The 24,609-nt window shown below is 64.5% G+C and carries 27 protein-coding genes; 3 read left to right on the forward strand and 24 right to left on the reverse strand.

What is annotated here, in order from left to right:
- Positions 1 to 124: 124 nt before the first annotated feature.
- From lysS to AC07O3_RS11460, 3 genes are read left to right on the forward strand one after another with little or no spacing between them, the layout of a single operon-like run.
- A complete protein-coding gene (gene lysS / locus AC07O3_RS11450) occupies positions 125 to 1,663 on the forward strand; it encodes a lysine--tRNA ligase (protein ID WP_495339353.1) in 1,539 nt (512 codons plus the stop codon).
- On the forward strand, positions 1,660 to 2,940 hold the full coding sequence (locus tag AC07O3_RS11455; protein ID WP_495339354.1) for an Hsp70 family protein: 1,281 nt from the start codon (positions 1,660 to 1,662) through the stop codon (positions 2,938 to 2,940). Before lysS ends, AC07O3_RS11455 begins: the two co-directional genes overlap by 4 nt.
- Complete coding sequence (locus tag AC07O3_RS11460; RefSeq protein WP_093075576.1) at positions 2,937 to 3,455, forward strand: M48 metallopeptidase family protein; 519 nt, start codon at positions 2,937 to 2,939, stop codon at positions 3,453 to 3,455. Before AC07O3_RS11455 ends, AC07O3_RS11460 begins: the two co-directional genes overlap by 4 nt.
- Here the strand turns inward: AC07O3_RS11460 and AC07O3_RS11465 are convergent, their stop codons facing one another.
- From AC07O3_RS11465 to AC07O3_RS11580, 24 genes are all read right to left on the reverse strand, one after another.
- Entirely contained in the window at positions 3,456 to 4,271 is an 816-nt protein-coding gene (locus AC07O3_RS11465; protein WP_495339355.1) for a galactosyltransferase-related protein, read from the reverse strand.
- Positions 4,272 to 4,284: 13 nt separating this feature from the next.
- Positions 4,285 to 4,959 carry a class I SAM-dependent methyltransferase gene (locus tag AC07O3_RS11470; RefSeq protein WP_354337301.1) on the reverse strand — a complete coding sequence of 225 codons (675 nt, stop codon included), beginning with the start codon at positions 4,957 to 4,959 and terminating at the stop codon, positions 4,285 to 4,287.
- A gap of 125 nt (positions 4,960 to 5,084) precedes the next feature.
- A complete protein-coding gene (nagZ, locus tag AC07O3_RS11475) occupies positions 5,085 to 6,164 on the reverse strand; it encodes a beta-N-acetylhexosaminidase (protein ID WP_426391813.1) in 1,080 nt (359 codons plus the stop codon).
- Complete coding sequence (gene acpS / locus AC07O3_RS11480) at positions 6,161 to 6,553, reverse strand: holo-ACP synthase (RefSeq protein WP_093049461.1); 393 nt, start codon at positions 6,551 to 6,553, stop codon at positions 6,161 to 6,163. The genes nagZ and acpS overlap by 4 nt, the downstream gene beginning before the upstream one ends.
- A gap of 13 nt (positions 6,554 to 6,566) precedes the next feature.
- Positions 6,567 to 7,334: a pyridoxine 5'-phosphate synthase gene (locus AC07O3_RS11485; RefSeq protein WP_495339356.1), complete on the reverse strand. Its 768-nt coding sequence runs from the start codon at positions 7,332 to 7,334 to the stop codon at positions 6,567 to 6,569.
- On the reverse strand, positions 7,331 to 8,101 hold the full coding sequence (recO, locus tag AC07O3_RS11490) for a DNA repair protein RecO (protein WP_495339626.1): 771 nt from the start codon (positions 8,099 to 8,101) through the stop codon (positions 7,331 to 7,333). Before recO ends, AC07O3_RS11485 begins: the two co-directional genes overlap by 4 nt.
- Position 8,102: 1 nt before the next feature.
- Positions 8,103 to 9,068 (reverse strand): GTPase Era, encoded by a 966-nt coding sequence (era, locus tag AC07O3_RS11495; RefSeq protein WP_495339357.1) that lies wholly within the window; start codon positions 9,066 to 9,068, stop codon positions 8,103 to 8,105.
- A gap of 7 nt (positions 9,069 to 9,075) precedes the next feature.
- Positions 9,076 to 9,762 (reverse strand): ribonuclease III, encoded by a 687-nt coding sequence (rnc, locus tag AC07O3_RS11500; protein ID WP_093049449.1) that lies wholly within the window; start codon positions 9,760 to 9,762, stop codon positions 9,076 to 9,078.
- Positions 9,763 to 9,779: 17 nt separating this feature from the next.
- The gene (locus AC07O3_RS11505; RefSeq protein ID WP_093049446.1) at positions 9,780 to 10,148 is read right to left on the reverse strand and encodes a DUF4845 domain-containing protein; all 369 of its coding nucleotides are present in this window, start codon (positions 10,146 to 10,148) and stop codon (positions 9,780 to 9,782) included.
- A gap of 39 nt (positions 10,149 to 10,187) precedes the next feature.
- Complete coding sequence (lepB, locus tag AC07O3_RS11510) at positions 10,188 to 11,159, reverse strand: signal peptidase I (protein WP_093049443.1); 972 nt, start codon at positions 11,157 to 11,159, stop codon at positions 10,188 to 10,190.
- A gap of 8 nt (positions 11,160 to 11,167) precedes the next feature.
- Complete coding sequence (gene lepA, locus AC07O3_RS11515) at positions 11,168 to 12,979, reverse strand: translation elongation factor 4 (protein WP_093049440.1); 1,812 nt, start codon at positions 12,977 to 12,979, stop codon at positions 11,168 to 11,170.
- A 522-nt stretch (positions 12,980 to 13,501) separates the two neighbouring features.
- Positions 13,502 to 14,983 (reverse strand): DegQ family serine endoprotease, encoded by a 1,482-nt coding sequence (locus AC07O3_RS11520; protein ID WP_093049437.1) that lies wholly within the window; start codon positions 14,981 to 14,983, stop codon positions 13,502 to 13,504.
- A gap of 94 nt (positions 14,984 to 15,077) precedes the next feature.
- The gene (locus AC07O3_RS11525; protein WP_495339358.1) at positions 15,078 to 16,157 is read right to left on the reverse strand and encodes a MucB/RseB C-terminal domain-containing protein; all 1,080 of its coding nucleotides are present in this window, start codon (positions 16,155 to 16,157) and stop codon (positions 15,078 to 15,080) included.
- A gap of 25 nt (positions 16,158 to 16,182) precedes the next feature.
- On the reverse strand, positions 16,183 to 16,857 hold the full coding sequence (locus AC07O3_RS11530; RefSeq protein ID WP_495339359.1) for a sigma-E factor negative regulatory protein: 675 nt from the start codon (positions 16,855 to 16,857) through the stop codon (positions 16,183 to 16,185).
- Between the two features lie 17 nt (positions 16,858 to 16,874).
- Positions 16,875 to 17,543, reverse strand: a complete 669-nt coding sequence (rpoE, locus tag AC07O3_RS11535; RefSeq protein WP_093049428.1) for an RNA polymerase sigma factor RpoE — start codon at positions 17,541 to 17,543, stop codon at positions 16,875 to 16,877.
- A gap of 10 nt (positions 17,544 to 17,553) precedes the next feature.
- Entirely contained in the window at positions 17,554 to 18,036 is a 483-nt protein-coding gene (locus AC07O3_RS11540; protein WP_093049425.1) for a hypothetical protein, read from the reverse strand.
- A gap of 13 nt (positions 18,037 to 18,049) precedes the next feature.
- A complete protein-coding gene (gene fabF, locus AC07O3_RS11545) occupies positions 18,050 to 19,294 on the reverse strand; it encodes a beta-ketoacyl-ACP synthase II (RefSeq protein ID WP_093049422.1) in 1,245 nt (414 codons plus the stop codon).
- 102 nt (positions 19,295 to 19,396) lie between these two features.
- Positions 19,397 to 19,636, reverse strand: a complete 240-nt coding sequence (acpP, locus tag AC07O3_RS11550; RefSeq protein WP_007830471.1) for an acyl carrier protein — start codon at positions 19,634 to 19,636, stop codon at positions 19,397 to 19,399.
- 99 nt (positions 19,637 to 19,735) lie between these two features.
- Positions 19,736 to 20,479, reverse strand: coding sequence for a 3-oxoacyl-ACP reductase FabG (gene fabG, locus AC07O3_RS11555; protein WP_093049420.1), 744 nt, complete (start codon positions 20,477 to 20,479; stop codon positions 19,736 to 19,738).
- A gap of 28 nt (positions 20,480 to 20,507) precedes the next feature.
- Positions 20,508 to 21,461 carry an ACP S-malonyltransferase gene (gene fabD, locus AC07O3_RS11560; protein ID WP_495339360.1) on the reverse strand — a complete coding sequence of 318 codons (954 nt, stop codon included), beginning with the start codon at positions 21,459 to 21,461 and terminating at the stop codon, positions 20,508 to 20,510.
- A gap of 55 nt (positions 21,462 to 21,516) precedes the next feature.
- Complete coding sequence (locus AC07O3_RS11565) at positions 21,517 to 22,497, reverse strand: beta-ketoacyl-ACP synthase III (protein WP_093049413.1); 981 nt, start codon at positions 22,495 to 22,497, stop codon at positions 21,517 to 21,519.
- The gene (gene plsX / locus AC07O3_RS11570; protein WP_093172178.1) at positions 22,497 to 23,594 is read right to left on the reverse strand and encodes a phosphate acyltransferase PlsX; all 1,098 of its coding nucleotides are present in this window, start codon (positions 23,592 to 23,594) and stop codon (positions 22,497 to 22,499) included. Before plsX ends, AC07O3_RS11565 begins: the two co-directional genes overlap by 1 nt.
- Before the next feature lie 61 nt (positions 23,595 to 23,655).
- Positions 23,656 to 23,838: a 50S ribosomal protein L32 gene (gene rpmF, locus AC07O3_RS11575; RefSeq protein ID WP_007830466.1), complete on the reverse strand. Its 183-nt coding sequence runs from the start codon at positions 23,836 to 23,838 to the stop codon at positions 23,656 to 23,658.
- A 155-nt stretch (positions 23,839 to 23,993) separates the two neighbouring features.
- A complete protein-coding gene (locus AC07O3_RS11580) occupies positions 23,994 to 24,551 on the reverse strand; it encodes a YceD family protein (protein ID WP_426391810.1) in 558 nt (185 codons plus the stop codon).
- Positions 24,552 to 24,609 lie beyond the last annotated feature (58 nt).

Raw genomic sequence — 24,609 nt, forward strand, 5'->3', positions numbered from 1 at the left:
GCCGCTACTTTTTTTGTAGCACATTGCGCAGGATTGACGGGCGCTGGGCGCAGGTTTTATTCAAACCCGATGGGCTAAAATGCCAGCCCCGCGCACGCTCCCGGATGCGCGCCACCCGCCTCCCATGTCCGATCAAAAGACCCCCTCGCCTCCTCCGCCCCCCGTCGACGAAAACCAGCTCATCGCAGAACGCCGCGAAAAGCTCAAGCTGCTGCGCACGGCGCAGGCCGAGGGCAAAGGCGTTGCGTTCCCGAACGACTTCAAGCCTGGCCACCGTGCAGCGGCACTCGCCGAAGCGCATGGCGCCGCCGAGGCCGAAGCCCTCGAGGCGCAAGCCGTTGCAGTGAGCGTAGCCGGCCGGATGATGCTCAAGCGCGTGATGGGCAAGGCCAGCTTCGCCACCCTGCAAGATGCCACCAGCCGCATCCAGCTCTACGTGACGCGCGACGCGGTCGGCGAAGACATCTACGCCGACTTCAAGCGCTGGGACCTGGGTGACATCGTTGGCGCCGAAGGCACGCTGATGAAGACCAAGACCGGCGAGCTGTCGGTCAAGGTGACCAAGCTGCGCCTGCTCACCAAGAGCCTGCGCCCGCTGCCCGACAAGTTCCACGGCATGGCCGACCAGGAGCAGAAGTACCGCCAGCGCTATGTCGACCTGATCACCGACGAATCGGCACGCGTGCGCTTCACTGCGCGCAGCAAGGCCGTGAGCGCCCTGCGCGAGTTCATGGTGGCTAACGACTTCCTCGAAGTCGAGACGCCCATGCTGCACCCGATTCCGGGCGGCGCGAACGCCAAGCCCTTCAAGACGCACCACAACGCGCTCGACCAGGAGATGTTCCTTCGCATCGCGCCCGAGCTGTACCTCAAGCGCCTGATCGTGGGCGGCTTCGAGCGCGTGTTCGAAATCAACCGGAGCTACCGCAACGAGGGCATCTCGGTGCGGCACAACCCCGAGTTCACGATGATGGAGTTCTACGCGGCCTACTGGAACTACCGCGACCTGATGGACTTCACCGAGACGCTGATCCGCACCATCGCCGACAAGGCCGTGGGTACGCAGCAGCTCACCTACCAAGGCAAGCCGGTCGACCTGACCCAGCCCTTCGAGCGCCTGACGATCCGCGAGGCGATCCTGAAGTACACCGACGCCGGTGATGGCGTCGACGACGCCGCCTGGCTCATCAACGCCCTGCGCAAGATCGGCCTGAGCGAAGAGAAGGACAAGCTCTCGCAGCGCAGTTTGGCCAGCCTGCAGGTGATGTACTTCGAGGAGACTGTGGAAGAGAAGCTCTGGCAGCCGACCTTCATCATGGAGCACCCGACCGAGATCTCGCCGCTGGCGCGGGCCAACGACGAGCGCCCCGAGGTCACCGAACGCTTCGAGCTGTACATCACCGGCCGCGAGTTCGGCAACGGCTTCAGCGAGCTGAACGACGCCGAGGACCAGGCCGCGCGCTTCAACGCGCAGGTCGCCGCCAAGGACAGCGGCGACGACGAAGCCATGTACTACGACCACGACTTCGTGCGTGCGCTCGAATACGGCATGCCGCCCACCGGCGGCTGCGGCATCGGCATCGACCGGCTGATGATGCTGCTGACGGATTCGCCGAGCATTCGCGACGTGATCCTGTTCCCGGCGCTGCGCAGGGAATCTTGAGCGTGTTGTCACCGTCGTCGCTGCCGACGATCGGCATCGACTTCGGCACCTCCAACTCCGCCGTGGCCTGCCGGGTCGATGGCGAGGCCCGCCTGTTGCCCATCGAAGGCGCGGCCACCACCCTGCCCACCGCGATCTTCTTCAACGCCGAAGACCGCACGACCCACTTCGGCCGCGACGCCATCGGCCAGTACCTCTCGGGCACCGAAGGCCGCCTGATGCGCTCGCTGAAGAGCCTGCTCGGCAGCGCGCTGATGCAGGAGAAGACCGCGATCTACGACGGCCTCGTGAGCTTCGAGGACATCATCGCGCGCTTCCTGCGCGAACTGGCCGTGCGCGCCAGCCGCGAGCTCGGCCGGATACCCGAGCGCGTGGTGATCGGACGGCCCGTGCATTTCGTGGACGACGATGCCAAGCGCGACGAGCGTGCCGAAGAGAGCCTGCGCCACGCAGCGCGCGCGGCGGGGTTCCGCGAGATCGCCTTCCAGCTCGAGCCGATCGCAGCCGCCTTCGACTACGAGCAGCGCATCGTCAAAGAGTCGATCGTGCTCATCGTCGACATCGGCGGCGGCACCTCTGACTTCACCGTCGTGCGCGTCGGCCCCGAGCGTGCCGCGCGCGAGGACCGCAGCGACGACGTACTGGCCACCAGCGGCGTGCACATCGGCGGCACCGACTTCGACCAGCGCCTGAACCTCGAGCGCGTGATGCCGCAATTCGGCTTTCGCCACCACGGCCCGCAGGGACGCGAAGTGCCAAGCAAGGTGTTCTTCGAGCTTTCGTCCTGGCACCTGATCAACTGGCTCTACGCTGCCAAGGCGGTGCGGCAGGCAAAGGATTTGCGCACGAGCTACAGCGACACGCGGCTGCACGACCGGCTGATGACCGTGCTCGAAGAGCGGCACGGGCACCGCATCGCGAGTGCGGTGGAAGCGGCCAAGATCGATGCCTCGGTGACCGATGCGGCGACGGCCATCGACCTCTCCTGCGCCGAACACGGGCTGGTGGCCTCGCTCACGCCGGACGATATGGCACAGCAGCTGGCCGGACCGCTCGAGAACGTGATCGCGTGCGCACACGCCTGCGTCAAGCGCGCGGGCCTGCGCAGCGGCGACCTCGACGCGATCTACCTCACCGGCGGCTCTTCGGCGCTGCGACCGTTCCAGCACGCACTGCGCAAGAGCTTCGCGGGCGTGAACCTGGTCGAGGGCGACCTGTTCGGCGGCGTGGCCACGGGGCTGGCCTGCGCGGCGCGCACGGAGCGCCGTCGCGCATGAAATACCTGGCGGGCTATCCGGCGCCCCTGCTGGACCAGGTCCGCCAGCTGATCGCCGAGGACAAGCTCGCCGTGCTGCTCGGCAAGCGCTATCCGGACGGAGTGCACAACGTGCAGACCGACCGCGCGCTCTACGAGTACGTGAACGAGCTCAAGAGCGAGTTCATGCGCAAGGCCGAACCGCTGTCGAAGGTGATGTTCGACAACAAGCTGCACGTGATCCGCAACGCGCTGGGCACGCACACCACGGTGTCGCGCGTGCAGGGCGGCAAGCTCAAGGCCAAGCGGGAGATCCGGGTGGCGAGCCTGTTCAAGGGCGTGCCGCTGGCCTGGTTACGGATGATCGTCGTGCATGAACTGGCGCACATGAAGGAGCGGGAGCACGACAAGGCCTTCTATGCGTTGTGCACGCACATGGAGCCGGACTACCAGCAGCTTGAATTCGACTTGCGGCTGTATCTGACGCACCTGGACATGAACGGCCGTCGGCTCTGGGACGCCAGCTCCCGGCCCTGATCAGTCGGACGCGAAGAACGCGGACAGCTCGCGCGCCAGCACCTCGACCTCTTCCTGGGACATGGTCTCGATGGCATGCGACGCACGCAGGTTCTCGGTGCCATGAAGGCTCTCGATCAATTCATTGCGCGAACCCGAATCGTGGTGCAAGTGGAAAAGCGGCACGTGCATCGAGTGCCAACGCAGACCCAGCCGCCCTGCCCTGCGCAGCAGTTCGTCGTCCTCGCCGCCCCATCCTTCCAGGCGTGCGTTGTACCCGCCGACTCGGATGTACTCGCTGCGCTTGAACAGCACGATGCCCCCATTGGCATTCGAGTACAGCACGCCGGCATCCGGAGGCAGTTGCTCCACGTTGATCGATGCGAATCGGGCGTAGTCGGGCAACTGCATGAAATCGCGCTTGAGTTCACCCGTCACGTTGATGACGCTCCAGTAGGGGCACAGCACCTCGCTGCTGTCCCGGTCCAGCAGCACATCGACACAGCCACGCAGCGTTGAAGGCTGGGCAATGGAATCGGCGTCGTGGAAGCAGATCACGGGGCTGCGGGCCAGCCGGACGCCCGTGTTGTAGAGCATCGACTTGGGAAACGGCCCATCGTGATGGAAGAAGACATGCCGGATCTTCGGATCGCGCAGCCGCTGCCAGTCGAAGCGCGGCGCCGTCGCCGCCTCCATCAACCACAGCCGGTAGTCGGTATAGGTGTAGGCCAGATGCGCCAGCACGGCATAGAGGTTCTCGCGGCGCTCTTCGGTCGCCTCCCTGTACGAAACGATGATGTCTATATCGCGAAGGGAGATCTTGTCGGTTGCCGTCATGAAACAACGTCCGTCAGAAGGGGCGGTACAGCACGACGTTGTGTTCGTCGGCCGGCTCCTTGTAGCGCGTGTCATGAATCGTCAGGTTGACGGCCTGCTTCTTGTCGCTGGAATGGTCGTTGAAAATTCCCGCTCCATTGACCGCACTCACTACCTCTGCCAGACCCGGCCCAGCCCAGTTGTCGTGCCCCCTGAGCAGATAGAAGTGCATCACGCCGCACTGCTGGTGCGCCCAGTAGTCGTGCCAGCCGAACGAATCGGGACGCCACAGCGAGTTGTGGCCTTCGAAGAAGATGGGACGGCTCATCGGCATGCATTCCGGCGTGGAAATGATGAGATAGCGGGAGCGGTAGTTGAGAAATTCCAGCAGGTCGCGGCCTTGCGAATGGAGCATGTGCTCGATGACATCGCCCAGGATCACCACGTCGTAGAGATCGCCGCTGCGTTCATAGAGCTTGTCGGCCGTGATCGGAAGAATCTGGTGGTAGCCGACCTCGCGCAGTTGAGGAAATGCCACTTCGTCACACTCCAGCGCGGTCAGCTCGCATTCGGGCACGACGTTCTTGAGCAAGGCTCCATATTTGCCGCCCCCGGCACCGATGTCCAGGATGCGCTTGGGATTGATCGTCTTGACGACGTGCTGCGTCAAGCTGTCGAAAGTCAGCCAGGATTCGCCGATGTGCGCCATGAGAAATATCCCCCGAAACTGCCTGGTTCAGAACATTTGACTCTATAGGACGGCGCGGCTGACTTATCTGGCGTATTTGCCAGCTTGTTCACAAATGCGCCAATTCCGGATCGGCTGGACAGCCTTCAAACGTCCGTCATCCGCCTCGCATCGCGGTACCCGCGCGAAGCGACGAGCGTCGACCAATCGGGTGCGGCGCCCTGCGGCAGCAGCGCCTGGCGGCGCGCTTCGCTGCTCGCGTCCGGCAGCCATCGGCCCGCGCGCGCGGCAGCCTCGAAGCCCTCGAGGAAGTCGTCGAGCAGGCGCCCCTCGCCGATGCTCTGGTTGCACAGCAGCGCCATGTCGCATCCGGCTTCCAGCGCGGTCAGCGCCGCATCGGTATAGCTGAGCAGCCGGCCATCGATGTAGCGGCCCGCCTCCATGCTCAGGTCGTCGCTGAACACGGCGCCGTCGAAGGCAAAGCGCTGCCGCAGGATCGCCTTGAGCCATTTCGACGAAAACCCCGCCGGCCGCTTGTCGACCTTCGGATAGATCACGTGCGCCGGCATCACCGCGCCGAGCGTGCCCGACAGCCAGTCGTACGGCCGTGCGTCGTCGTCAAGGATGGCCTTGAGGCCGCGCTTGTCCACCGGGATCTCGACATGCGAATCGGCCTGCACGAAGCCATGCCCCGGAAAATGCTTGCCGCAGTTGCGCATGCCCATCTGCAGCATGCCGTGCATCACGCTCTTGGCCAGCAGCGCCACCACGCGCGGATCGCGATGAAAGCTGCGGCTGCCGATGACGCTGCTGCCGCCGTAGTCCAGGTCGAGCACCGGCGCAAAGCTGAAGTCGACGCCGCAGGCGCGCAACTCGCCCGCCAGCACCTGTCCGACCGCGGTCGCGGTCTGGGTGGCGCGCATGGCGTCGCGCATCCACAGCTCGCCGAGTGCGCGCATCGACGGCAGGTGCGTGAAGCCGTCGGTGCGAAAGCGCTGCACGCGGCCGCCCTCGTGGTCGACGCAGATCAGCAGGTCGGGGCGGATCGCCTTGATCTCGGCATTGAGCGCAGTCATCTGCGCGCGGTCCTGCCAGTTGCGGGCGAAATGGATCACTCCGCCGACCAGCGGATTGGCGAGGCGACGGCGGTCGGCGTCGTTGAGCTCGGTAGCCGCCACATCGATGATCAGCGGCGCATGGGGGCGAGCGGCGGGCCCGGCAGTCATAGCTTCTCCACCACCACGAAGCTCGCGGCGTATTCGGTTTCGTCAGTCACGGTCACGTGGGCGGTGAGGCCCTGCGCCTCGAACCAGTCCTTCAGGCCGCCATGCAGCACGATGACGGGCTTGCCACTGCGCAGGTTGGCGATCTCGCACAGGCGCCAGCTCATGGGCATGCGCATGCCCAGGCCGATGGCCTTGCTGAAGGCCTCCTTGGCGGAGAAGCGGGTCGCCAGATAGCTCAGGCCGCGCTTGGGCCAGCGTTCGCTGCGGGCCTTCCAGACTGCGAATTCAGCGTCGCTCAGCACCTTGCGGGCAAAGCGTTCGCCCTGGCGCTCGAAGGTCGCGGCAATGCGACGCAGGTCGCAGATGTCGGTGCCAATGCCGTAGATCATGCGGCGCCGGCGCTCATTGCGCCTCGTTGATGCAGCGCAGGTAGTCGCGCGTGGCGGCCGTATAGCCAAGCTCGAGCGCGTCGGCCACGAAGGCATGGCCGATCGAGACCTCCTGCACGCCAGGCACGGCACGCAGGAAAGCCGTCAGGTTGTCGCGGCTCAGGTCGTGGCCGGCGTTGATGCCCAGGCCTGCGGCATGGGCCGCGCGCGCCGTGTCGGCATAACGCTGGAGCACGGCCTTCTCGTCGGGCGTTCCGCGCGATGCGGCATAGCCTTCGGTGTAGAGCTCGACGCGGTCGGCGCCCACGGCCTTGACCGCCGCCATCATTTCGGGAATCGGGTCCATGAACAGGCTGACGCGCACGCCCAGCGCCTTGGCTTCGGCGATCAGGGGGCGCAGGCGCTCGGCGTCGTCGGGGAAGGTCCAGCCGTGGTCGCTGGTCGACTGGGTTTCGCTGTCGGGCACGAAGGTGGCCTGGTGCGGCCTCAGCGTGCGCACGAAATCCATCAGGTTCTGGAAGGGGTTGCCTTCGATATTGAATTCGATCGCGGGCCAGTCTTTGGCGAGCAGCGCCGACAGGTCGCTCACGTCGTGTGCGCGAATGTGGCGGGCATCGGGCCGCGGGTGCACGGTGATGCCGTGCGCACCGGCAGCCAGGCAGGCCTGGGCGGCTTTCACCACACTCGGGATGCCCAGGTGGCGCGTGTTGCGGACCAGGGCCACCTTGTTGAGGTTGACGGACAGCGAGGTGGTGGTGCCGGTGGTGCCTGAAGTGCTCATAGTGCTTGCAGATCTCTCATCATTTGCCGCGTACGCAGCGTGGACACGCCGCAATGGTAGTTGAGCAAGGTGCGCAACTGGTTTCGCAGGGCACTGTTGCTGCCGGCGTTCATGGTGGCAATTTCACGCAACGTGGCGGTAAAAGGGGCGCGGTCGTCGAGAACTGCCTGCAGAGCCTGCCAGTCGGCGCCATTCAGCGCGGCCTCGTCGTCGGCTTGGCGCAGGCCGGCTTCCGGCACGAGGCTGTAGCGCTGCTCGGCGGCAAGCGGCTCCAGCGTGAGGGTCTGCACATCGAGCGACGGCAGCAGGCCGACCTCGCGCAGCAGCAGCAACTCGAAAGCACGCAGCGCGGCAGCCTGGGTCGCGGCCTGCGCGCCGACGTGATCGCCTGCCAGCACCTGAACGACCCCGGCGTAGGCATCGAACAGCGCTTCATGGGCATCGTCACGCGCCAGCAGGCGCAGCAGCAGCTCGTTGACGTAATAGCCCGACAGCAGCGCCTCGCCGGTCGGCATCACATGGCCGCCCATCCATTCGGCGCCCTTGAGCGTGCGGATTTCGGCGTCGCCGCCGTAGTTGAGCTGCAGGGGCTGCAACGGCAGCAACACCGGCCGGAAGTTGGAACTCGGCCGCTTCGCCCCCTTTGCCACAAGCGCGATACGCCCGTGGTGGCGGGTGAAGACTTCGAGAATCAGGCTCGACTCGCTCCAATCGTAGCGATGGAGAACGTACGCCGGTTCGTGCGAAACGCGGTGGGCAGCGGCCACTTCATTCGTAGCCGAACGAACGGACACGGGCTTCGTCGTCGGCCCAGCCCGAACGCACCTTCACCCACAGTTCGAGAAACACCTTGGCGTCGGCCAGCTTCTCGAGCTCGACGCGGGTTTCCATGCCGATGCGCTTGATGCGCTCGCCCTTGTCGCCGATCACCATGGCCTTGTGGCCGTCGCGTTCGACCACGATGGTGGCGGCAATGCGCAGCAGACGCTTCTGGCCCTTCTTCTGGGGCGGCTCTTCCTCGAACTTGTCGATGATGACGGTCGAGGTGTAGGGCAGCTCGTCGCCGGTGAGGCGGAACAGCTTCTCGCGCACGAGCTCGCCGGCAAGGAATTTCTCGCTGCGATCGGTCAGCTCGTCCTCGTCGTAGAACCAGGGCTGTTCGGGCAGGTACTTCTCGCAGATGCCGAACAGGCGCTCGACGTCCTTGGCGTTCTTCGCCGACATGGGCACGAACTCGGCGAAGCTGTGCTTTTCCTGCATGGTCTTCAGCCAGGGCGCGATGTCGCCGCGGCGGTGCACGTTGTCGAGCTTGTTGGCCAGCAACACGGTCGGAATGCCCTTGCCGAGCAGCTTGAGCACGCGCTCGTCGGCCGGCGTGAAGCTGCCGGCCTCGACCACGAAAAGAATCAGGTCCACATCGCCGACCGCGCCCTGCACCGTCTTGTTGAGCGACTTGTTCAGCGCGTTGGCGTGCAGGGTCTGGAAGCCCGGCGTGTCGACGAACACGAACTGCGTGGCGCCCAGCGTGCGCATGCCGGTGATGCGGTGACGCGTGGTCTGCGCCTTGCGCGAGGTGATGCTGATCTTCTGGCCGACCAGCGCATTGAGCAGCGTCGACTTGCCTACATTGGGCTTGCCGACGATGGCGATGAGGCCGCAGTGTTGGGGTCCGGTGGCAGGCACATCGCCTGCAGTGTCTTCGGGTCCCGCTACGGGATTGATAGCATCGTTCATTCTGGTTTCACGCGGTGCCGCGTGCCTTGAGCCGGATCAACATGGCGGCCGCAGCCGCCTGCTCGCCGGCGCGGCGCGAGCCGCCGATGCCGCGTTCGCGAAGCCCCAACTCGGGCACCTCGCACTCGACATCAAAAGTCTGCTTGTGCGCTGCGCCCAGTGTGGCGGCCACGCGATACACCGGCAGCTTCATTTTGTGACCCTGCAGCCATTCCTGCAATTCGGTCTTGGGATCCTTGGCTGCGGCTTCCATGCGCGGATTGATTTCGACCGCCTCGTAGAGCCGGTGCACCAGCGACTGTGCGGCCGCAAAGCCGGCGTCGAGATAGACGGCGCCGATCAGCGCCTCGAGCGCGTCGGCCAGGATCGACGGCCGGTTGGGCCCGCCCGAGCGCGCCTCGCCTTCACCGAGCCGCAGCAGCGGCGACAGCGCCAGCCCTACCGCCAGGCGGTGCAGGGTGTCCTGCTTGACCAGGTTGGCCCGCACGCGCGACAGGTCGCCTTCGGGCAGAGCCGACAGGCGCATGTAGAGCAGGTGCGAGACCGCCAGGTTCAGCACCGAGTCGCCGAGAAATTCAAGGCGCTCGTTGTGGTCGGCCGAGAAGCTGCGATGCGTGAGCGCGAGCTGGAGCAGCCGCGGATCGGAGAAGGTGTGCTGGAGGCGCGCCTGCAGCGCGGCGAGGCTGCCCTCCACCTTTTTGGGCGCCGTGTTCAGCGGGATTCGCCCTTGTACTTGAGCGTCAGGTAGGCCGGGCCGAACAGGGGGATCTCACGCTCGTACGAGTACGACACGACCACCTTGTCGCCGACCTTCTTGATGTCGAGATCCTTGCCGCTGACCGACTTGAAGTCGTCGATGGCCTGGGCACGATCGAAGATGGCGCGCACTTCAGGCACGGTCGTGCCTTCCTTGGCCTTGTTGACCGCCTTGTCGATGGCTTGCCATTCGATCAGCGTCGGGATGACCTGCGCGACGACCACGCCCAGACACCCGAGCACGACCGCGACGAACACCAAGCCGATGAACGAAATGCCGCGTTGTTGCGCAGCCCTGCTGCGAACGAACCGATGTGTTCTCATGCCCTCATACCCCTCGAACTGAACTATTCAGATGAATGCTTATTGAAACGGACCGATGCGACCCAGATCGCCGAAGTTCATCCAGACGAAGAACGCCCTGCCCACGATGTTCTTGTCCGGCACGAAGCCCCAGAAACGCGAGTCCGCCGAATTATCGCGGTTGTCGCCCATCATGAAATAGTTGCCGGCCGGCACCTTGCAGACCACGCCCTCGACCGAGTAGCGGCAGTTTTCGATGCCCGGGAAATTGAAGCCACTGGCACCGGGAACGTAGGATGGCGTGGTTTCGTCGTTGAGGATCTTGTGCTGCTTGCCGCCGAGGTTCTCGGTGTACTGCTTGAGCAGGCGCATCGATTCGCCGTCGAGGTAGTCGGCATCCGACTCCTTGGACACCGGCTGGCCGTTGATCGTGAGCTTCTTGTTCAGGTAGGCCACCTCGTCGCCCGGGACGCCGACCACGCGCTTGATGTAGTCCATGCTCGGCTTGGGCGGGTAGCGGAACACCACCACGTCGCCGCGCGCCAGCGGCGTACCGTCGGTGATCTTGGTGTTGATCACGGGCAGGCGAAGGCCGTAGGTGAACTTGTTGACCAGGATCAGGTCGCCGGTCAGCAGCGTGGGCATCATCGAGCCCGACGGGATCTTGAAAGGCTCGTAGAGGAACGAGCGCAGCAGGAACACCACCAGGATCACCGGGAACAGGCCGGCGGTCCAGTCGAGCCACCAGGGCTGCATCAGCAGCCGTTCGCTCGCCTTCGCGTCGGCCGTGTCGACCTGCTTGATACCCTGCTCGGACAAGCGCGCATTGCGCTCGGTCAGCGAAGCTTCCAGCTTGGCGGCGGCCTGTTCGCGCCGGGGCAGGAAATAGAAGCGCTCGGCCAGCCAGTAGAGGCCGGTGACCACCGTCGCCAGGAACAGCAGCAAGGCAAAGTTGCCTTCGATCGCGTTGAAATACCAGGCGCCGACATAGGCGGCGAAGGCCGCGAGGACCAGGGTGGTGATGAATGCCATTTTTTTGATCAGTCTTCGACTTGCAGAATCGCGAGGAAGGCCTCTTGCGGGACCTCGACGGAGCCGATCTGCTTCATTCTTTTCTTGCCCGCCTTCTGCTTCTCGAGCAGCTTCTTCTTGCGGGTGATGTCGCCGCCATAGCACTTGGCCAGCACGTTCTTGCGAAGCGCCTTGATTGTCTCACGCGCAATGATGGTGACGCCGATGGCCGCCTGGATCGCAACGTCGTACATCTGGCGCGAAATGATCTCGCGCATCTTCGACACCACGGCCCGGCCGCGGTACTGCGACTGGCTGCGGTGCACGATGATCGACAGCGCATCGACCTTGTCGCCGTTGAGCAGGATGTCGACCTTCACCACGTCGGACGCGCGGTACTCCTTGAACTCGTAGTCCATCGAGGCGTAGCCCCGGCTCACCGATTTCAGCTTGTCGAAGAAGTCGAGCACGATCTCGCCGAGCGGCATCTCGTAGGTCAGCATGACCTGACGGCCGTGGTAGGCCATGTTCATCTGCACGCCACGCTTCTGGTTCGCCAGCGTCATGACGGAGCCGACGTATTCCTGCGGCATGTAGAGATGAACGGTGACGATCGGCTCGCGGATCTCCGCCATCCTGCCGACGTCGGGCATCTTGGACGGGTTCTCGACCATGATCACTTCGCCGTCGTTCTTGACCACCTGGTAGACCACGCTCGGCGCGGTCGTGATCAGGTCCTGGTCGAACTCGCGCTCCAGGCGCTCCTGCACGATTTCCATGTGCAGCAAGCCGAGGAAGCCGCAGCGGAAGCCGAAGCCGAGCGCCTGGCTCACCTCGGGCTCGTAGCGCAGCGACGAATCGTTGAGCTTGAGCTTTTCGAGTGCGTCGCGCAGCGAGTCGTACTCGCTCGCTTCGGTCGGGTACAAGCCCGCGAACACCTGCGGCTGGATTTCCTTGAAGCCGGGCAGCGCCTCGGTCGCCGTTGCCGCAGCGCCACCGGTGCCGGCCTTGATCAGCGTGACCGTATCGCCGACCTTGGCCGCCTGCAGCTCCTTGATGCCCGCGATGATGTAGCCCACCTCGCCCGCTTCGAGCGAATTGCGGGGTTCGTTGGCGGGCGTGAAGACGCCGACGCTGTCGGCGTTGTACATCGCACCCGACGCCATCATCTTGATGCGATCACCCTTCGCGAGCCGGCCGTCGACCACGCGCACCAGCATGACGACGCCGACGTACGGGTCGAACCAGCTGTCGACGATCATCGCGCGCAGCGGGCCGTCGGGGTTGCCGCGCGGCGCGGGCATCCTGGCAACGATGGCTTCGAGAATGTCGTCGATGCCCACGCCGGTCTTTGCCGAGCACGGGATCGCATTGGTCGCGTCGATGCCGATCACGTCTTCGATTTCGGTGCGCGCGTTGTCGAGGTCCGCGTTGGGCAGATCGATCTTGTTGAGCACAGGCACCACTTCGACTCCGAGGTCGAGCGCGGTGTAGCAGTTGGCCACTGTCTGCGCTTCGACACCTTGCGATGCATCGACGACGAGCAGTGCACCTTCGCACGCCGACAGCGAGCGGCTCACTTCATACGAGAAGTCGACGTGGCCCGGCGTGTCGATCAGATTGAGGTTGTAGACCTGCCCATCGAGTGCCTTGTAGTGCAGCGCAGCGGTCTGCGCCTTGATGGTTATCCCACGCTCTTTTTCGATGTCCATCGAGTCGAGCACCTGCGCTTCCATCTCGCGGTCTGCGAGGCCGCCGCAACGCTGGATCAAACGGTCTGCGAGCGTCGACTTGCCATGGTCGATGTGCGCAATGATCGAAAAATTTCTGATGTGATTCATCAACGGGAACGCTTAAGTACTTGAATTGGCTCGTGCGCAGAGTGCGACAGGCAAGAAAAAAGGGCGCGTCTTCTGGAGACGCGCCCTGAACCAACAAGCAATGGCAACTGCAGTAGTTGGAACTTCATTGTAGGCAAAAAGGGAAGCGCGTACATCCGGGAACGGGGTCCAAAGGGGTCGTTGCAGGTCCACAACATGAAAGATATGAACAGGTTATCAACAGGATCGGTGGAGCAGTCACTGAACAACTTGTGGGCGATCTGTGGAGCACCGGTGGACTGCTGTCTGACATCTCGCATGGTGAAGGTCAGGGCACTCCTTATGCGCCGACCGACCGCCGAGAGCGCCCTATTCTACCGAAATCCGTCCTTAGCCTCTTTAAAAGTTAGTGAGCACAAACAAAAAACGGCATTTCCGAGCCCTCAGATTTTTTTAGGGGCCGGCGACTGAACGTCGTAAACACCTCAAAAAAACGGCCCCAAACCCGACTGCCGGGTGGGGCCACTTGACGCCAGCGCCAGATCAGCGTGCAGGGCGAATCAGCGCGTACTGCGCCCAATCGCCACGGCGGAACAGCACGCTGAGCGCCTTGCTCTTGTCGGCCTTGCCGATGGCGGACTCGAATTCGCGCGCATTCGACACCTCGACATTGCCCACCGACAGGATGATGTCGCCTTCGCGCAAGCCTGCACGGGCTGCGGCGTCACTGGCGGCATCGACCTTCACGCCGCCCTTCAGCTTGAGCTCTTTCTTCTGCGCGTCGGTGAGATCGCTCACAGCCAGACCGAGCGACTTGGCGGCTGCAGATGCGGGCGGCTTCGGCGCCGGCTCGTCGCGGTCGCCCGCACGCTTGCCCGGCTTGTCGGGCTCGATCTCGGCAATGGTCACGCTGAGGTCGCGCGAAGCGCCGCGGCGGAACACGGTGAGCGTGCTCTTGGTGCCCGGCTTGGTGTTGCCCACCAGGCGCGGCAGGTCACTCGGCTTCTCGATGGGCTTGCCGTCGAACTTGGTGATGACGTCGCCCGGCTCGACACCGGCCTTTTCGCCCGGCGAGCCGGCTTCGACGCCGCGCACCAGCGCACCCTGTGCCTTGCCCAGGCCGATGGCCTCGGCCACGTCCTTGGTGACCTGGTCGATCTGCACGCCGATGCGGCCGCGCGAGACGCGGCCCGAGGTGCGCAGCTGATCGCTCACGCGAATCGCCTCGTCGATCGGGATCGAGAACGAGATGCCCATGAAGCCGCCCGAGCGCGAGTAGATCTGGCTGTTGATGCCGACCACTTCGCCGCGCATGTTGATCAGCGGGCCGCCCGAGTTGCCGGGATTGATGGCCACGTCGGTCTGGATGAACGGCAGGTACTCGCCGGTGTCGCGCTGCTTGGCGCTCACGATGCCGGCCGTGACGGTGTTCTCGAGGCCGAAGGGCGAACCGATGGCCATCACCCATTCGCCGACACGCAGCTTGGAGATGTCGCCAACCTTCACCGCTGGCAGGCCGGTGGCCTCGATCTTGACGACCGCGACGTCGGTGCGCTTGTCGGCGCCAACGATCTTGGCCTTGAACTCGCGCTTGTCGGGCAACGTGACCAGCACTTCGGAAGCGTCTTCGACCACGTGCGCATTGGTCATCACGTAGCCGTCGGCTGTCAGGATGAAGCCGGATCCGACGCCACGCGGACGCTCTTCTTCCTGCGGCTGCTGCGGGCGCTTCGGGGTCGGGCCCTGACGCGGTTGGCCAGGCAGAGGCTGGCCGAAGAAACGGCGGAAGAACTCCTGCATCTCCTCGTCCATCTCGCCATTGCCGCCGCGCTGGGCGACCTTCTCGACGGTGCGGATGTTGACGACGGAAGGGCCGACCTGGTCGACCAGATCGGTGAAATCGGGCAGCGTGCGTGTTTGCGCATGGACCGGCTCGACCGGAAGGAATGTGGCGCTTGCAGTCAGTGCGAGCGCGCAAGCCAGCAGACCGGAACGAAACTTGTGTCCCTCGACTTTGAAGATCATCGGTTTTCTTTCAAAAGAACAGAGCGGCTGAAAACAAGTGCTATGAGTTTGCGCTGTGTGCTTGGTTCAGCGCAATTGGCGCTTATTTGGCCTGTCAGCGCGTGCGCGCGAGGCTTTGGGCGAATGCATTGAGCGTCTGCTGCGGCACCTCGCCGACTGCGGTCAGCCACCAGTCGCTGGCCGGCTCGGGCAGACGCCGGCGAATGGCGTTGGTCGCTCCGATGGTCAGCACGCCGTCGCGGGGCGCGCGCGCTGCGTCGTAGCGCTCGATGAAAAGCGACACCGAGGCGAGGCCATCGGAGAAGGTCCACTGGACCGTGGCTGCATCCTGCTGCTTCGACTTGCTGCTGTCATCGCCCGCTATCGGGCGGCGAAAGAAGCTTCGAGGCTTAAATCCGGCCACGGGCGTGCGCAGCGTCCAGCCTTCGTCCTGCGCGTTGCTGCGCTCGAGCTCCAGCTTCTCGATGCGGTAGCCGGAGGTGTTGGACATCATCTGCGAGAGCGCCTGCGCCTTCACCGGCGCGTCGAGTTGCAGCTCGGAAAACGCCGACTGCTCCACCACGCGGGAATCGCCGTCAATGGTCTGCAGCTTCACCACCAGGCCCGAGCGGCGCTCGCTCCAGATGCGATAGCCGAAGCGCAGCGCGTCGTGCGGCACCAGTTGCACCACGTCGGCATCGAAGCCGGCCACGCGGTCCTTGCCGATCGCGCGCACGTCGTAGAAATCGCCAATCGACGAATCGGGCTTGTCCGGCAGGTTCGGGAAGAGATCGAGGTTCTCGCGCTTCTCGACCTTCACCACCTTCGCCTCCGGCAGGAAGGTCATGACATTGCGGTTGCGCCGGAAGGTCGAGCGCGGCGGCCCCGAGAGAGCTTCGATGCGTTCGATCTGATGCTCGCCGTCGCGCACATGCCAGATGCGTGCGCTCGACAGGTCGCCGCCCGGCGCCGACACCACGAAGGTGCCCACGTAATTGCGCTGCCGGGCGCCCGCGTGCATGCGCTGCAGCCACTCGGTCACGCTCATGGCCGGTGGCTCGTCCGTCTGCGCAGTTGCCGCGCTCTTCGTATTCGCAGCGCCCGAGCGGGTCTGCGCGGTGGCAGTCTGCGCAAGGCAAAAAGCAGCAAACACAAGCACGAAAGCGCGCGCGGAGATCGGCATCGGAACGGTCATTACGGGCAGCTAGGGGTGCGCGCACTCAGCGCGTCGGGCCCTCGAAAGTGGCATTGCGCAGGAAACCGGAAGGCATTTGCGAAGCACCGCCAGCTTGCTGATGCGCTTCGAGCAGTTGATCGAGCCGCGGGTCACGCAGCATGACCTGCGGATTGCCGTTGCCCACGATCACGCGAGTCGGGGTCAGCGTGTTGCTCGCGGGTTGCGGGCTGTTGACCGCAGCCGCCGCCAACACCGAATTGACCGCCGGCTGCTGTTGCTGCTGGACCGAAGCCAGCTGCGAGCCGCCCTGCGGCACCGCCGTGCCGTTGCCGACCAGGGTCCAGCTGATGGCAGCCACGGCCATCAGCGACGCGGCACCAGCCACAAGCTTCCAGCGGAACACAGGCTCGTTGGCCGCTTCCGCCCTGCGCTGCGCGGGCAGTGCCACCGGTGCGGCGACCGGCACCGGCATGGGGGCGACCATCACAGGCTCCGCCGCCAATCGCTGCTGGAAGCGCGCCAGGAATGCCGAGGTATCGCTGCACGGCGAATGAGAGCCCGAACGCAGCACATCGCCCACCACGTGGTAGGCCTGCCATGCCGCGCGCGATTCGCCTTCGGCGCAGACAGCTTCGATCGCCTGCGCGAACGCCTCGCCCTGCAAATGACCATCCGCAAGTGCGGACACCTGTTCCCGAACCGTCATCGTCTGATTCATTTCATTCACCTGCTTACTTACCAACGCTTGCCGGACTGGTTGTCCAGCAGCGGCTTGACCCTGGCCGAAATGGCCTCGCGCGCCCGGAAAATACGCGAACGCACCGTGCCGATAGGGCAATCCATGACCTCGGCAATCTCTTCGTAACTCATGCCCTCGATTTCGCGCAGCGTGACCGCCTGGCGCAGCTCGGCAGGGAGTGCTTCCATGGCCGCCTCGACGGCACTGGCGATTTCATTCGCCGCCATGACCGATTCGGGGGTTTCGTCGGTGGTTGGTTCGTTTCCGGGACGGTAAGTTTCATCGTCGTCCTCAGAAGAAGGCCTGAGAGCGGCCTCGGAGACAGTCGGATCGCGCTTCATGTCCACCAGCGCCTTCTTGGCGGTGTTGACGGCGATCCGGTAGAGCCAGGTGTAGAACTGCGCCTCACCGCGGAACTGGTGCAGCGCGCGATACGCGCGAATGAAGGTTTCCTGCGCAATGTCCTCGACCAGGTCGACATCGCGCACCATCCGCCCGATCAGGCGCTCGATGCGGCGCTGGTACTTGATGACCAGCAACTCGAATGCCTTCTGGTCGCCCGCGACGGTGCGCTGGACCAGCTGGAAATCGACCTCGCCCGGACGCACCACGGCGGGCGCATCGTTCAGGCCGGAATCCGGCGGCACAGGCGGAGAAGTGGTCATCGACGGAGGATCAGGGCGCGTCGGCGGGAGCCGTCGCGCGCCAGGGGTCGCCCGCAGGTGCTGCGGACGGGGGGCGCGAATATACCGCACGGCGCACGTCGCGCCAGCGCTCAGGCATGGCCCGCTGCTCGATCCAGACCCAGCGGCGGGCGCGGCCCGGCTCGCTGAGCCGCACCAGCATCAGCGACTGGAAATCGAGCGCCACGAACGCCCTGGCAGCATGCACGGCCCGGGAGGCATGGCCTCCCGTCAACGACCAGTAGAGGCCGTCGAAATGCAGAACGCCCGCGCCATCGCGTCGCAAGCCGAAGCCCGCGGCGACACCTGCAAACACGACACTGAGAACCAGCAGCAGCTGGCGCCATCCGGCGCTATCGAAGAGATAGCAAGATGCACCCGCACAGCAAGCGCCCAGGGCCCAGAGGACAACGAGAATTCGGGTTGCGCCACGCGAGCGCCCCACCGGATAGGTCACCGACGGTGCGCTGTGCATGAAAGAGCAGTGCTCAAGCGCGCTTGAACACCAGCGTGCCGTTGGTGCCGCCGAAGCCGAAGTTGTTCTTGACCGCGACGTCGATCTTCAGATCGCGCGCCTCGTTGGCGCAGTAGTCGAGATCGCATTCCGGATCCTGATTGAAGATGTTGATGGTCGGCGGGCTCTTCTGCTCGTGCAGCGCCAGCACCGTGAACACCGATTCGATGCCGCCCGCGCCGCCCAGCAAATGGCCGGTCATGGACTTGGTCGAATTGACGACGAGCTTCTTCGCGTGATCGCCGAATGCCAGCTTGACCGCATTGGTCTCGTTGACGTCGCCGATCTGCGTCGAAGTGCCGTGCGCATTGAGGTACTGCACCTGATCAGCATTGACACCGGCATTGGCCAGCGCCATGGCCATCGAGCGGCGCGGGCCGTCGACGTCGGGCGCGGTCATGTGATACGCGTCGCCCGTCAGCCCAAAGCCCGCGACTTCCGCGTAGATCTTGGCGCCACGTGCCTTGGCGTGTTCGTACTCTTCGAGCACCAGCACGCCGGCCCCCTCGCCCAGCACGAAACCGTCGCGGTCCTTGTCCCACGGACGCGAGGCCGTGGCGGGATCGTCGTTGCGGGTGCTCAGCGCGCGAGGCGCGGTGAAGCCGCCGATGCCGAGCGGAGAAATGGTCGACTCCGCGCCACCCGCGATCATCACGTCGGCATCGCCGTACTCGATCATGCGTGCCGACGTGCCGATGGCATGCAGGCCGGTGGTGCAGGCGGTCACGACCGCGATGTTCGGGCCCTTGAAGCCGTACTTGATCGAGACGTGGCCCGAGATCATGTTGATGATCGATGCCGGCACGAAGAACGGCGACACGCGGCGCGGGCCGCGGCTCATCAGTTCGCCGTGCGTCTCTTCGATCATCGGCAGGCCGCCGATGCCGGAGCCGATGTTGCATCCGATGCGCACGGCTTTTTCATAGGACAGCGCTTCGCCGGTCGGCAGTCCGCTGTCCTGCACCGCCTGGATGGCGGCGGCGAGACCCAGATGAATGAAGCGGTCCATGTGGCGCGCTTCTTTCTCCGAGATGTATTGGGTGATGTCGAAACCCTTGACCTCACCGGCGAACTTGCAGGCGAAGGCGCTTGCATCGAACGCGGTGATGTTCGCAATACCCGACTTCCCGGCCAACAGGTTGGCCCAGGATTCGGTTGCGGTGTTTCCGACAGGAGCGATGCAACCGAGTCCGGTCACGACGACGCGGCGTTTGGTCATGCCGGCAAACCTTTCTGGAAGCGCTGAACAGTTGCCTGTCGGCGCGTGCGGTTTTTAAAGGAAAAGCCGCCGGCCGCAGTTGCAGTGTTGTCAGCTGGCCTATCAGGCCTTTTGATTCTTGGTGGCGTAGTCGACGGCGTTTTGCACCGTGGTGATCTTCTCGGCATCTTCGTCGGGAATTTCGATGCCGAATTCGTCTTCGAGTGCCATCACGAGTTCGACCGTGTCGAGCGAGTCAGCGCCGAGGTCGGCTACGAAAGCCTTTTCGTTCGTCACTTGGGACTCTTCCACGCCGAGCTGCTCGGCGATGATTTTCTTGACACGTGCTTCGATATCGCTCATTTGGTTCCCTCTGAGGGTTGTAGGTAATCGGTGGATTTTAGCCGGGCGCATTGTGGCATTTGCCGCGCGTCCGGTACGGGAAAAACTTGCGCCTTGCGGCTACATGTGCATGCCGCCGTTGACGTGCAGCTCTTGCCCCGTGACGTAGGACGCCTGGGGCGATGCGAGGTAAGCCACCGCGTGCGCGATGTCGGCCGGCTTGCCCAAGTGGCCCAGCGGGATCTGCTGGAGCAGCGCCTGTTGCTGGGCTTCGGGGAGGCTGGCCGTCATGTCGGTTTCGATGAAACCGGGTGCGACGCAGTTGACGGTGATGTTGCGGCTGCCCAGTTCGCGGGCCAGCGCACGGGTCATGCCCGCGACGCCTGCCTTGGCAGCGGCGTAGTTGGCCTGGCCGGCATTACCGGAAGCGCCGACCACGCTGGTGATGCTGATGATGCGGCCGTAGCGCTGCTTCATCATCGGGCGGATCACGGCGCGCGAGAGGGAGAAGACGGCCTTGAGATTGGTGTCGAGCACCGCGTCCCAATCACTGTCTTTCATGCGCATGGCGAGCGTGTCGCGCGTGATGCCGGCATTGTTCACCAGCACGTGGATGGCGCCGTAGGCCTGCACGATCTCGTCGATCAGGGCCTCGACGGCGGCGCCGTCGTTCACGTCGAGCGCACGGCCGCGGCCGCCGTAGGCGCTCAGGGCCGAAGTGATCTTGGCCGCGCCGTCGTCGGTGGTGCCGGTGCCCACGACCTTGAGGCCACGCTGCGCCAGCTCCAACGCGATCGCCGCGCCGATGCCGCGCGTTGCGCCGGTGACCAGGGCGACTTGCCCTTCAAATTTGGGAATGCTCATAAGAAAAAGTGTCGGAGCCTTGCGCCGGTCAGCCGGCGAGCGATTGTCGGGTGTCCGCGAGCGTGGCCGGGTCGTACACCGACGCGGCTTCCAGATCGGGGGAGATGCGCTTCACCATGCCGGCCAGCACCTTGCCGGGACCGCACTCGATGATGGCGGCTACACCGCGCAGTTTCAAGGCCTGTACGCTCTCGACCCAGCGCACCGGGCCGGCGGCCTGGCGCACCAGGGCGTCGCGGATGCGGTCGGCATCGGTCTCGATGGCGACGTCGATATTGTTCAGCACCGGAATTTGCGGCGTGGCCAGCGTGATGGAGGCCAGCTTCTCGCGCAGCGCTTCCGCGGCAGGTTTCATGAGGCTCGAATGGAAGGGCGCCGAAACCGGCAGCAGCAGCGCCCGCTTGGCACCGTTGGCCTTGAGCAGTTCGCAGGCCTTGTCGACCGCGGCCTTGCTGCCGGCGATCACGGTCTGCATGGGGTCGTTGAAATTCACCGCTTCGACGATTTCCGCGCTGCCAGAGCCAAAGCTGGCAGTGGCTTCCGCGCAGCCTGCCACCACCTTGCCCGACTCCATGCCGAGCACCGCAGCCATCGCGCCGACACCGACGGGCACCGCCTGTTGCATCGCTTGCGCGCGGAAACGCACGAGCGGCGCAGCCTGCGCGAGCGTCAGAACACCCGAAGCCACCAGCGCCGAATACTCGCCGAGCGAATGACCAGCCACCACAGAAGGCGCGGCACCACCCTCGGCCAACCAGGCGCGCCATGCAGCAACACCAGCCACCAGCATCACGGGCTGAGTGTTGGTGGTGAGCGCCAGCTCTTCCTTGGGGCCGTTCTTGATCAGCGCGCCGACGTCTTCGCCGAGCGCTTCGGAAGCTTCGCGCAGCGTTTCGGCCACGGCCGGGTGATCGCCCCACGCGTCGAGCATGCCGACCGCCTGCGAGCCCTGACCCGGAAAGACAAAAGCAAAGGATTTCATTGTTGTATGCGCCATCTCGCATCGCGGCCGCCCTCTTCCAGGGCGCCGCAACGCACTACAGATTCAATAGCACCGCGCCCCAGGTGAAGCCGCCGCCCACGCCTTCGAGCATGAGCGTTTCGCCTTTCTTCACCTTGCCGGAGCGCACGGCCTCGTCGAGCGCCAGCGGAATCGAGGCGGCGGAAGTATTGCCGTGCTCGTTCACCGTGACGATCAGCTTCTCGCGCGGAAGCTTCAGCTTCTTCGCCGTGCCTTCCATGATGCGGATGTTGGCCTGATGTGGAATGAGCCAGTCAATGTCGGTGTCGACTTTGCCGGCCTTGGCCAGCGTGGCGCGCGCCGCTTCTTCGAGCACGCGGACCGCGAGCTTGAAGACGGCCTGGCCGTCCATGTGCAGCAGCGGCGTGCCCAGCACATTGCCGCCCGACACATGGCCCGGCACACAAAGAATGCCGACGTGCTTGCCGTCCGCATGCAGGTCGCTGGCCAGAATGCCGGGCTCTTCGCTGGCTTCAAGCACCACCGCGCCCGCGCCATCGCCGAACAGCACGCAGGTGGTGCGGTCGTTGAAATCGAGGATGCGGGAGAACACTTCGGCCCCCACCACCAGCGCGCAACGCGCTGTGCCCGTGCGGATCATCGCGTCGGCGACGGTCAGTGCGTAGACGAAACCACTGCAAACCGCCTGGACGTCGAACGCCGGGCAGCCAGCAATGCCGAGCTTGTTCTGGAGAATGGCGGCCGAAGACGGAAACACCATGTCGGGCGTCGAGGTCGCGACGATGATCAGGTCGATGTCGCTGGCTTTACGGCCGGCAGCCTCCAGGGCGTGTCGGGCCGCTTCAAGACCAAGGTCGCTGCTCGTGACATCCGGCGCGGCGAAATGCCGCGCGTGAATGCCGGTGCGCTCGACGATCCACTGGTCGGAGGTTTCGATGCCTCGCGTCGCCAGATCCTTGGCGAGATCGTCATTGGTCACGCGGCGTGGGGGCAGATAGCTGCCGGTGCCGGTAATGCGTGAATAAGAAGGGGTCATCAAACGTGAAGGGCCGTCGCGTCGACCGGCGCCGCCGGTTCCTGTCGCGCTAGCAAAGGCGCGGCGTGGGCGATGCGGGCCCGCACGCGATCGAGCAGGTTGTTGCGAGCGGCATCATAAGCGCGATCCAGCGCATGGCCGAAAGCCACTTCGTCAGCCGAGCCATGGCTCTTGAAAACCAGGCCACGCAGCCCCAGCAAGGCTGCACCGTTGTAGCGACGATGATCCAGGCGACTTTTGAACGCTTTTAGAACCGGATAGGCAACAATTGCCGCCATCTTGGTAAAAATGCTCCGGGAGAATTCGACGCGAATGAATTCACCGATCATTGAAGCCACGCCCTCGCTGGCCTTCAGAGCCACATTTCCAACGAAGCCGTCACAGACGACGATGTCGGTCGTGCCCTTGAAGATGTCGTTGCCTTCCACGTTCCCGTAGAAGTTCAGATCCTTGGAGTTGGCAGCTGTACGCAGCAGTTGGCTCGCTTTTTTGATCGTTTCGCTGCCCTTGATGGCTTCCTCGCCAATATTGAGCAGGCCGACCGAGGGCGCCTCGTTGCCAGTCAGCGCCGACACCAGGGCCGAGCCGAGCACGGCGAACTGGAGCAGGTCTTCGGCGTCGCAATCGACGTTCGCACCCAAATCGAGCACGGTCGTTGCCCCGCCCTTGGCATTGGGAAGCTGCGGTGCGATCGCGGGGCGATCAATGCCTTCGAGCGTCTTGAGCAGGTAGCGCGCAATCGCCATGAGGGCGCCGGTGTTGCCGGCGGAAATGGCGGCTTGGGCGGCGCCGTCCTTGACCTGCTGGATCGCGACGCGCATCGAAGAGTCTTTCTTCTTGCGCAGGGCGATTTCAACCGGGTCATCCATGCCCACCACTTCGCTTGCAGCGACGATGCGGGCACGCGGGTGCGCGGCAAACCCCGCCAGTGCGGCCGGCGCGCCGACCAGCAACAACGAGGCTTCGCTGTGCCGCTCGAGAAACGCGCGGCAGGCCGCGAGCGTGACGCGCGGCCCATGATCGCCTCCCATGCAATCCACGGCGAGCGTGATTGCAGAAGGCGCAGCAGTGATTTCGGGGGAAGAAGGCGTAGCCATCAAAACAAAGGCCCGACGCTACAGCAGAAGTAGCTTCGGGCCTTGGCCTTGGAATGCGAGATCAGGCTTCGGACTTGTTCTTGAGCACCTGACGGCCACGGTAGAAACCGTTGGGGCTGATGTGGTGGCGCAGGTGCGTTTCGCCGGTGGTCGGTTCCACGGCGATGCCGGGCACGACCAGCGCATTGTGGGAACGGTGCATGCCGCGCTTGGAAGGCGACTTCTTGTTTTGCTGGACGGCCATGATGGCTCCTGGACTGTTAGGTGAGTGATTGGATGCGGGCTCAAGCGGTGGCAATACAAAAAATTTAACGGCATGTATGGAATGCCTTTATCTGTACTGCTGCTCACGGCGGCGCGCGCGAAGCCCATGATTATAGCCCAGCCTGCGGGAAAGGGCTACTTTCCCTCTTCGGGCTTGCGCGAACGCAACGCGCCGAGCACTGCGAAGGGGTTCGGCTTGGCCTCTTCGGCCGCCTTGAAGTCCTCGTCGCTGGACGAAAGTTGCACCGGCGTGGGGCAGACATCGTGAACGGGCATGACGGGGATTTCCATCAGCAGCTCGTCCTCGATCAGGGCACGCAGATCGAAATCCCGGCTCACGACGAGCAGGTCTTCCTCGGATTCCTCGTCTTGCGCCTCAGCAGTGGCCTCGTCGGCCACGAAACGGAACCAGCGATCCACGGAAAGCAGCGTGTCGACCGGCGACAGGCAACGCTGGCAAACCAGCGGCACGGTGGCTTCAGCCTCCAGGTGCAGCCAGGGCGCGGCCTTGCCATCCGCACCGGGGCGCTCTTCCCCGTGGGCCTCCCATCGGACCACCGCGTCGGGCGCCGGGACGGCCAGTTCGGCGACCAGGCGTACATAGTTCGGAACCGGATCGGCGGCTTCCAGGGTGGCGGCAGCGGCGGTAAAGCCGGGCACATTGAGCCGTTCGGGGGCAAATTCTCTCTTCATCCGCGCCAGTCTAGCGTGCCGGCCATTTCACCGGCTTGGGGCATACCTGAGAGTTCTG

The sequence above is a fragment of the Variovorax sp. GW821-FHT09D05 genome (assembly GCF_059416325.1).

Bases quoted from the DNA above. Each gene is read 5' to 3' on its own strand.
- lysS (WP_495339353.1), top strand. From the start codon at position 125: ATGTCCGATCAAAAGACCCCCTCGCCTCCTCCGCCCCCCGTCGACGAA.
- AC07O3_RS11460 (WP_093075576.1), top strand. From the start codon at position 2,937: ATGAAATACCTGGCGGGCTATCCGGCGCCCCTGCTGGACCAGGTCCGC.
- AC07O3_RS11465 (WP_495339355.1), bottom strand. From the start codon at position 4,271: ATGACGGCAACCGACAAGATCTCCCTTCGCGATATAGACATCATCGTT.
- AC07O3_RS11470 (WP_354337301.1), bottom strand. From the start codon at position 4,959: ATGGCGCACATCGGCGAATCCTGGCTGACTTTCGACAGCTTGACGCAG.
- nagZ (WP_426391813.1), bottom strand. From the start codon at position 6,164: ATGACTGCCGGGCCCGCCGCTCGCCCCCATGCGCCGCTGATCATCGAT.
- acpS (WP_093049461.1), bottom strand. From the start codon at position 6,553: ATGATCTACGGCATTGGCACCGACATCTGCGACCTGCGTCGCATTGCC.
- AC07O3_RS11485 (WP_495339356.1), bottom strand. From the start codon at position 7,334: ATGAGCACTTCAGGCACCACCGGCACCACCACCTCGCTGTCCGTCAAC.
- era (WP_495339357.1), bottom strand. From the start codon at position 9,068: ATGAACGATGCTATCAATCCCGTAGCGGGACCCGAAGACACTGCAGGC.
- AC07O3_RS11505 (WP_093049446.1), bottom strand. From the start codon at position 10,148: ATGAGAACACATCGGTTCGTTCGCAGCAGGGCTGCGCAACAACGCGGC.
- lepB (WP_093049443.1), bottom strand. From the start codon at position 11,159: ATGGCATTCATCACCACCCTGGTCCTCGCGGCCTTCGCCGCCTATGTC.
- lepA (WP_093049440.1), bottom strand. From the start codon at position 12,979: ATGAATCACATCAGAAATTTTTCGATCATTGCGCACATCGACCATGGC.
- AC07O3_RS11520 (WP_093049437.1), bottom strand. From the start codon at position 14,983: ATGATCTTCAAAGTCGAGGGACACAAGTTTCGTTCCGGTCTGCTGGCT.
- AC07O3_RS11525 (WP_495339358.1), bottom strand. From the start codon at position 16,157: ATGACCGTTCCGATGCCGATCTCCGCGCGCGCTTTCGTGCTTGTGTTT.
- AC07O3_RS11530 (WP_495339359.1), bottom strand. From the start codon at position 16,857: ATGAATCAGACGATGACGGTTCGGGAACAGGTGTCCGCACTTGCGGAT.
- rpoE (WP_093049428.1), bottom strand. From the start codon at position 17,543: ATGACCACTTCTCCGCCTGTGCCGCCGGATTCCGGCCTGAACGATGCG.
- AC07O3_RS11540 (WP_093049425.1), bottom strand. From the start codon at position 18,036: ATGCACAGCGCACCGTCGGTGACCTATCCGGTGGGGCGCTCGCGTGGC.
- fabF (WP_093049422.1), bottom strand. From the start codon at position 19,294: ATGACCAAACGCCGCGTCGTCGTGACCGGACTCGGTTGCATCGCTCCT.
- acpP (WP_007830471.1), bottom strand. From the start codon at position 19,636: ATGAGCGATATCGAAGCACGTGTCAAGAAAATCATCGCCGAGCAGCTC.
- fabG (WP_093049420.1), bottom strand. From the start codon at position 20,479: ATGAGCATTCCCAAATTTGAAGGGCAAGTCGCCCTGGTCACCGGCGCA.
- fabD (WP_495339360.1), bottom strand. From the start codon at position 21,461: ATGAAATCCTTTGCTTTTGTCTTTCCGGGTCAGGGCTCGCAGGCGGTC.
- AC07O3_RS11565 (WP_093049413.1), bottom strand. From the start codon at position 22,497: ATGACCCCTTCTTATTCACGCATTACCGGCACCGGCAGCTATCTGCCC.
- plsX (WP_093172178.1), bottom strand. From the start codon at position 23,594: ATGGCTACGCCTTCTTCCCCCGAAATCACTGCTGCGCCTTCTGCAATC.
- rpmF (WP_007830466.1), bottom strand. From the start codon at position 23,838: ATGGCCGTCCAGCAAAACAAGAAGTCGCCTTCCAAGCGCGGCATGCAC.
- AC07O3_RS11580 (WP_426391810.1), bottom strand. From the start codon at position 24,551: ATGAAGAGAGAATTTGCCCCCGAACGGCTCAATGTGCCCGGCTTTACC.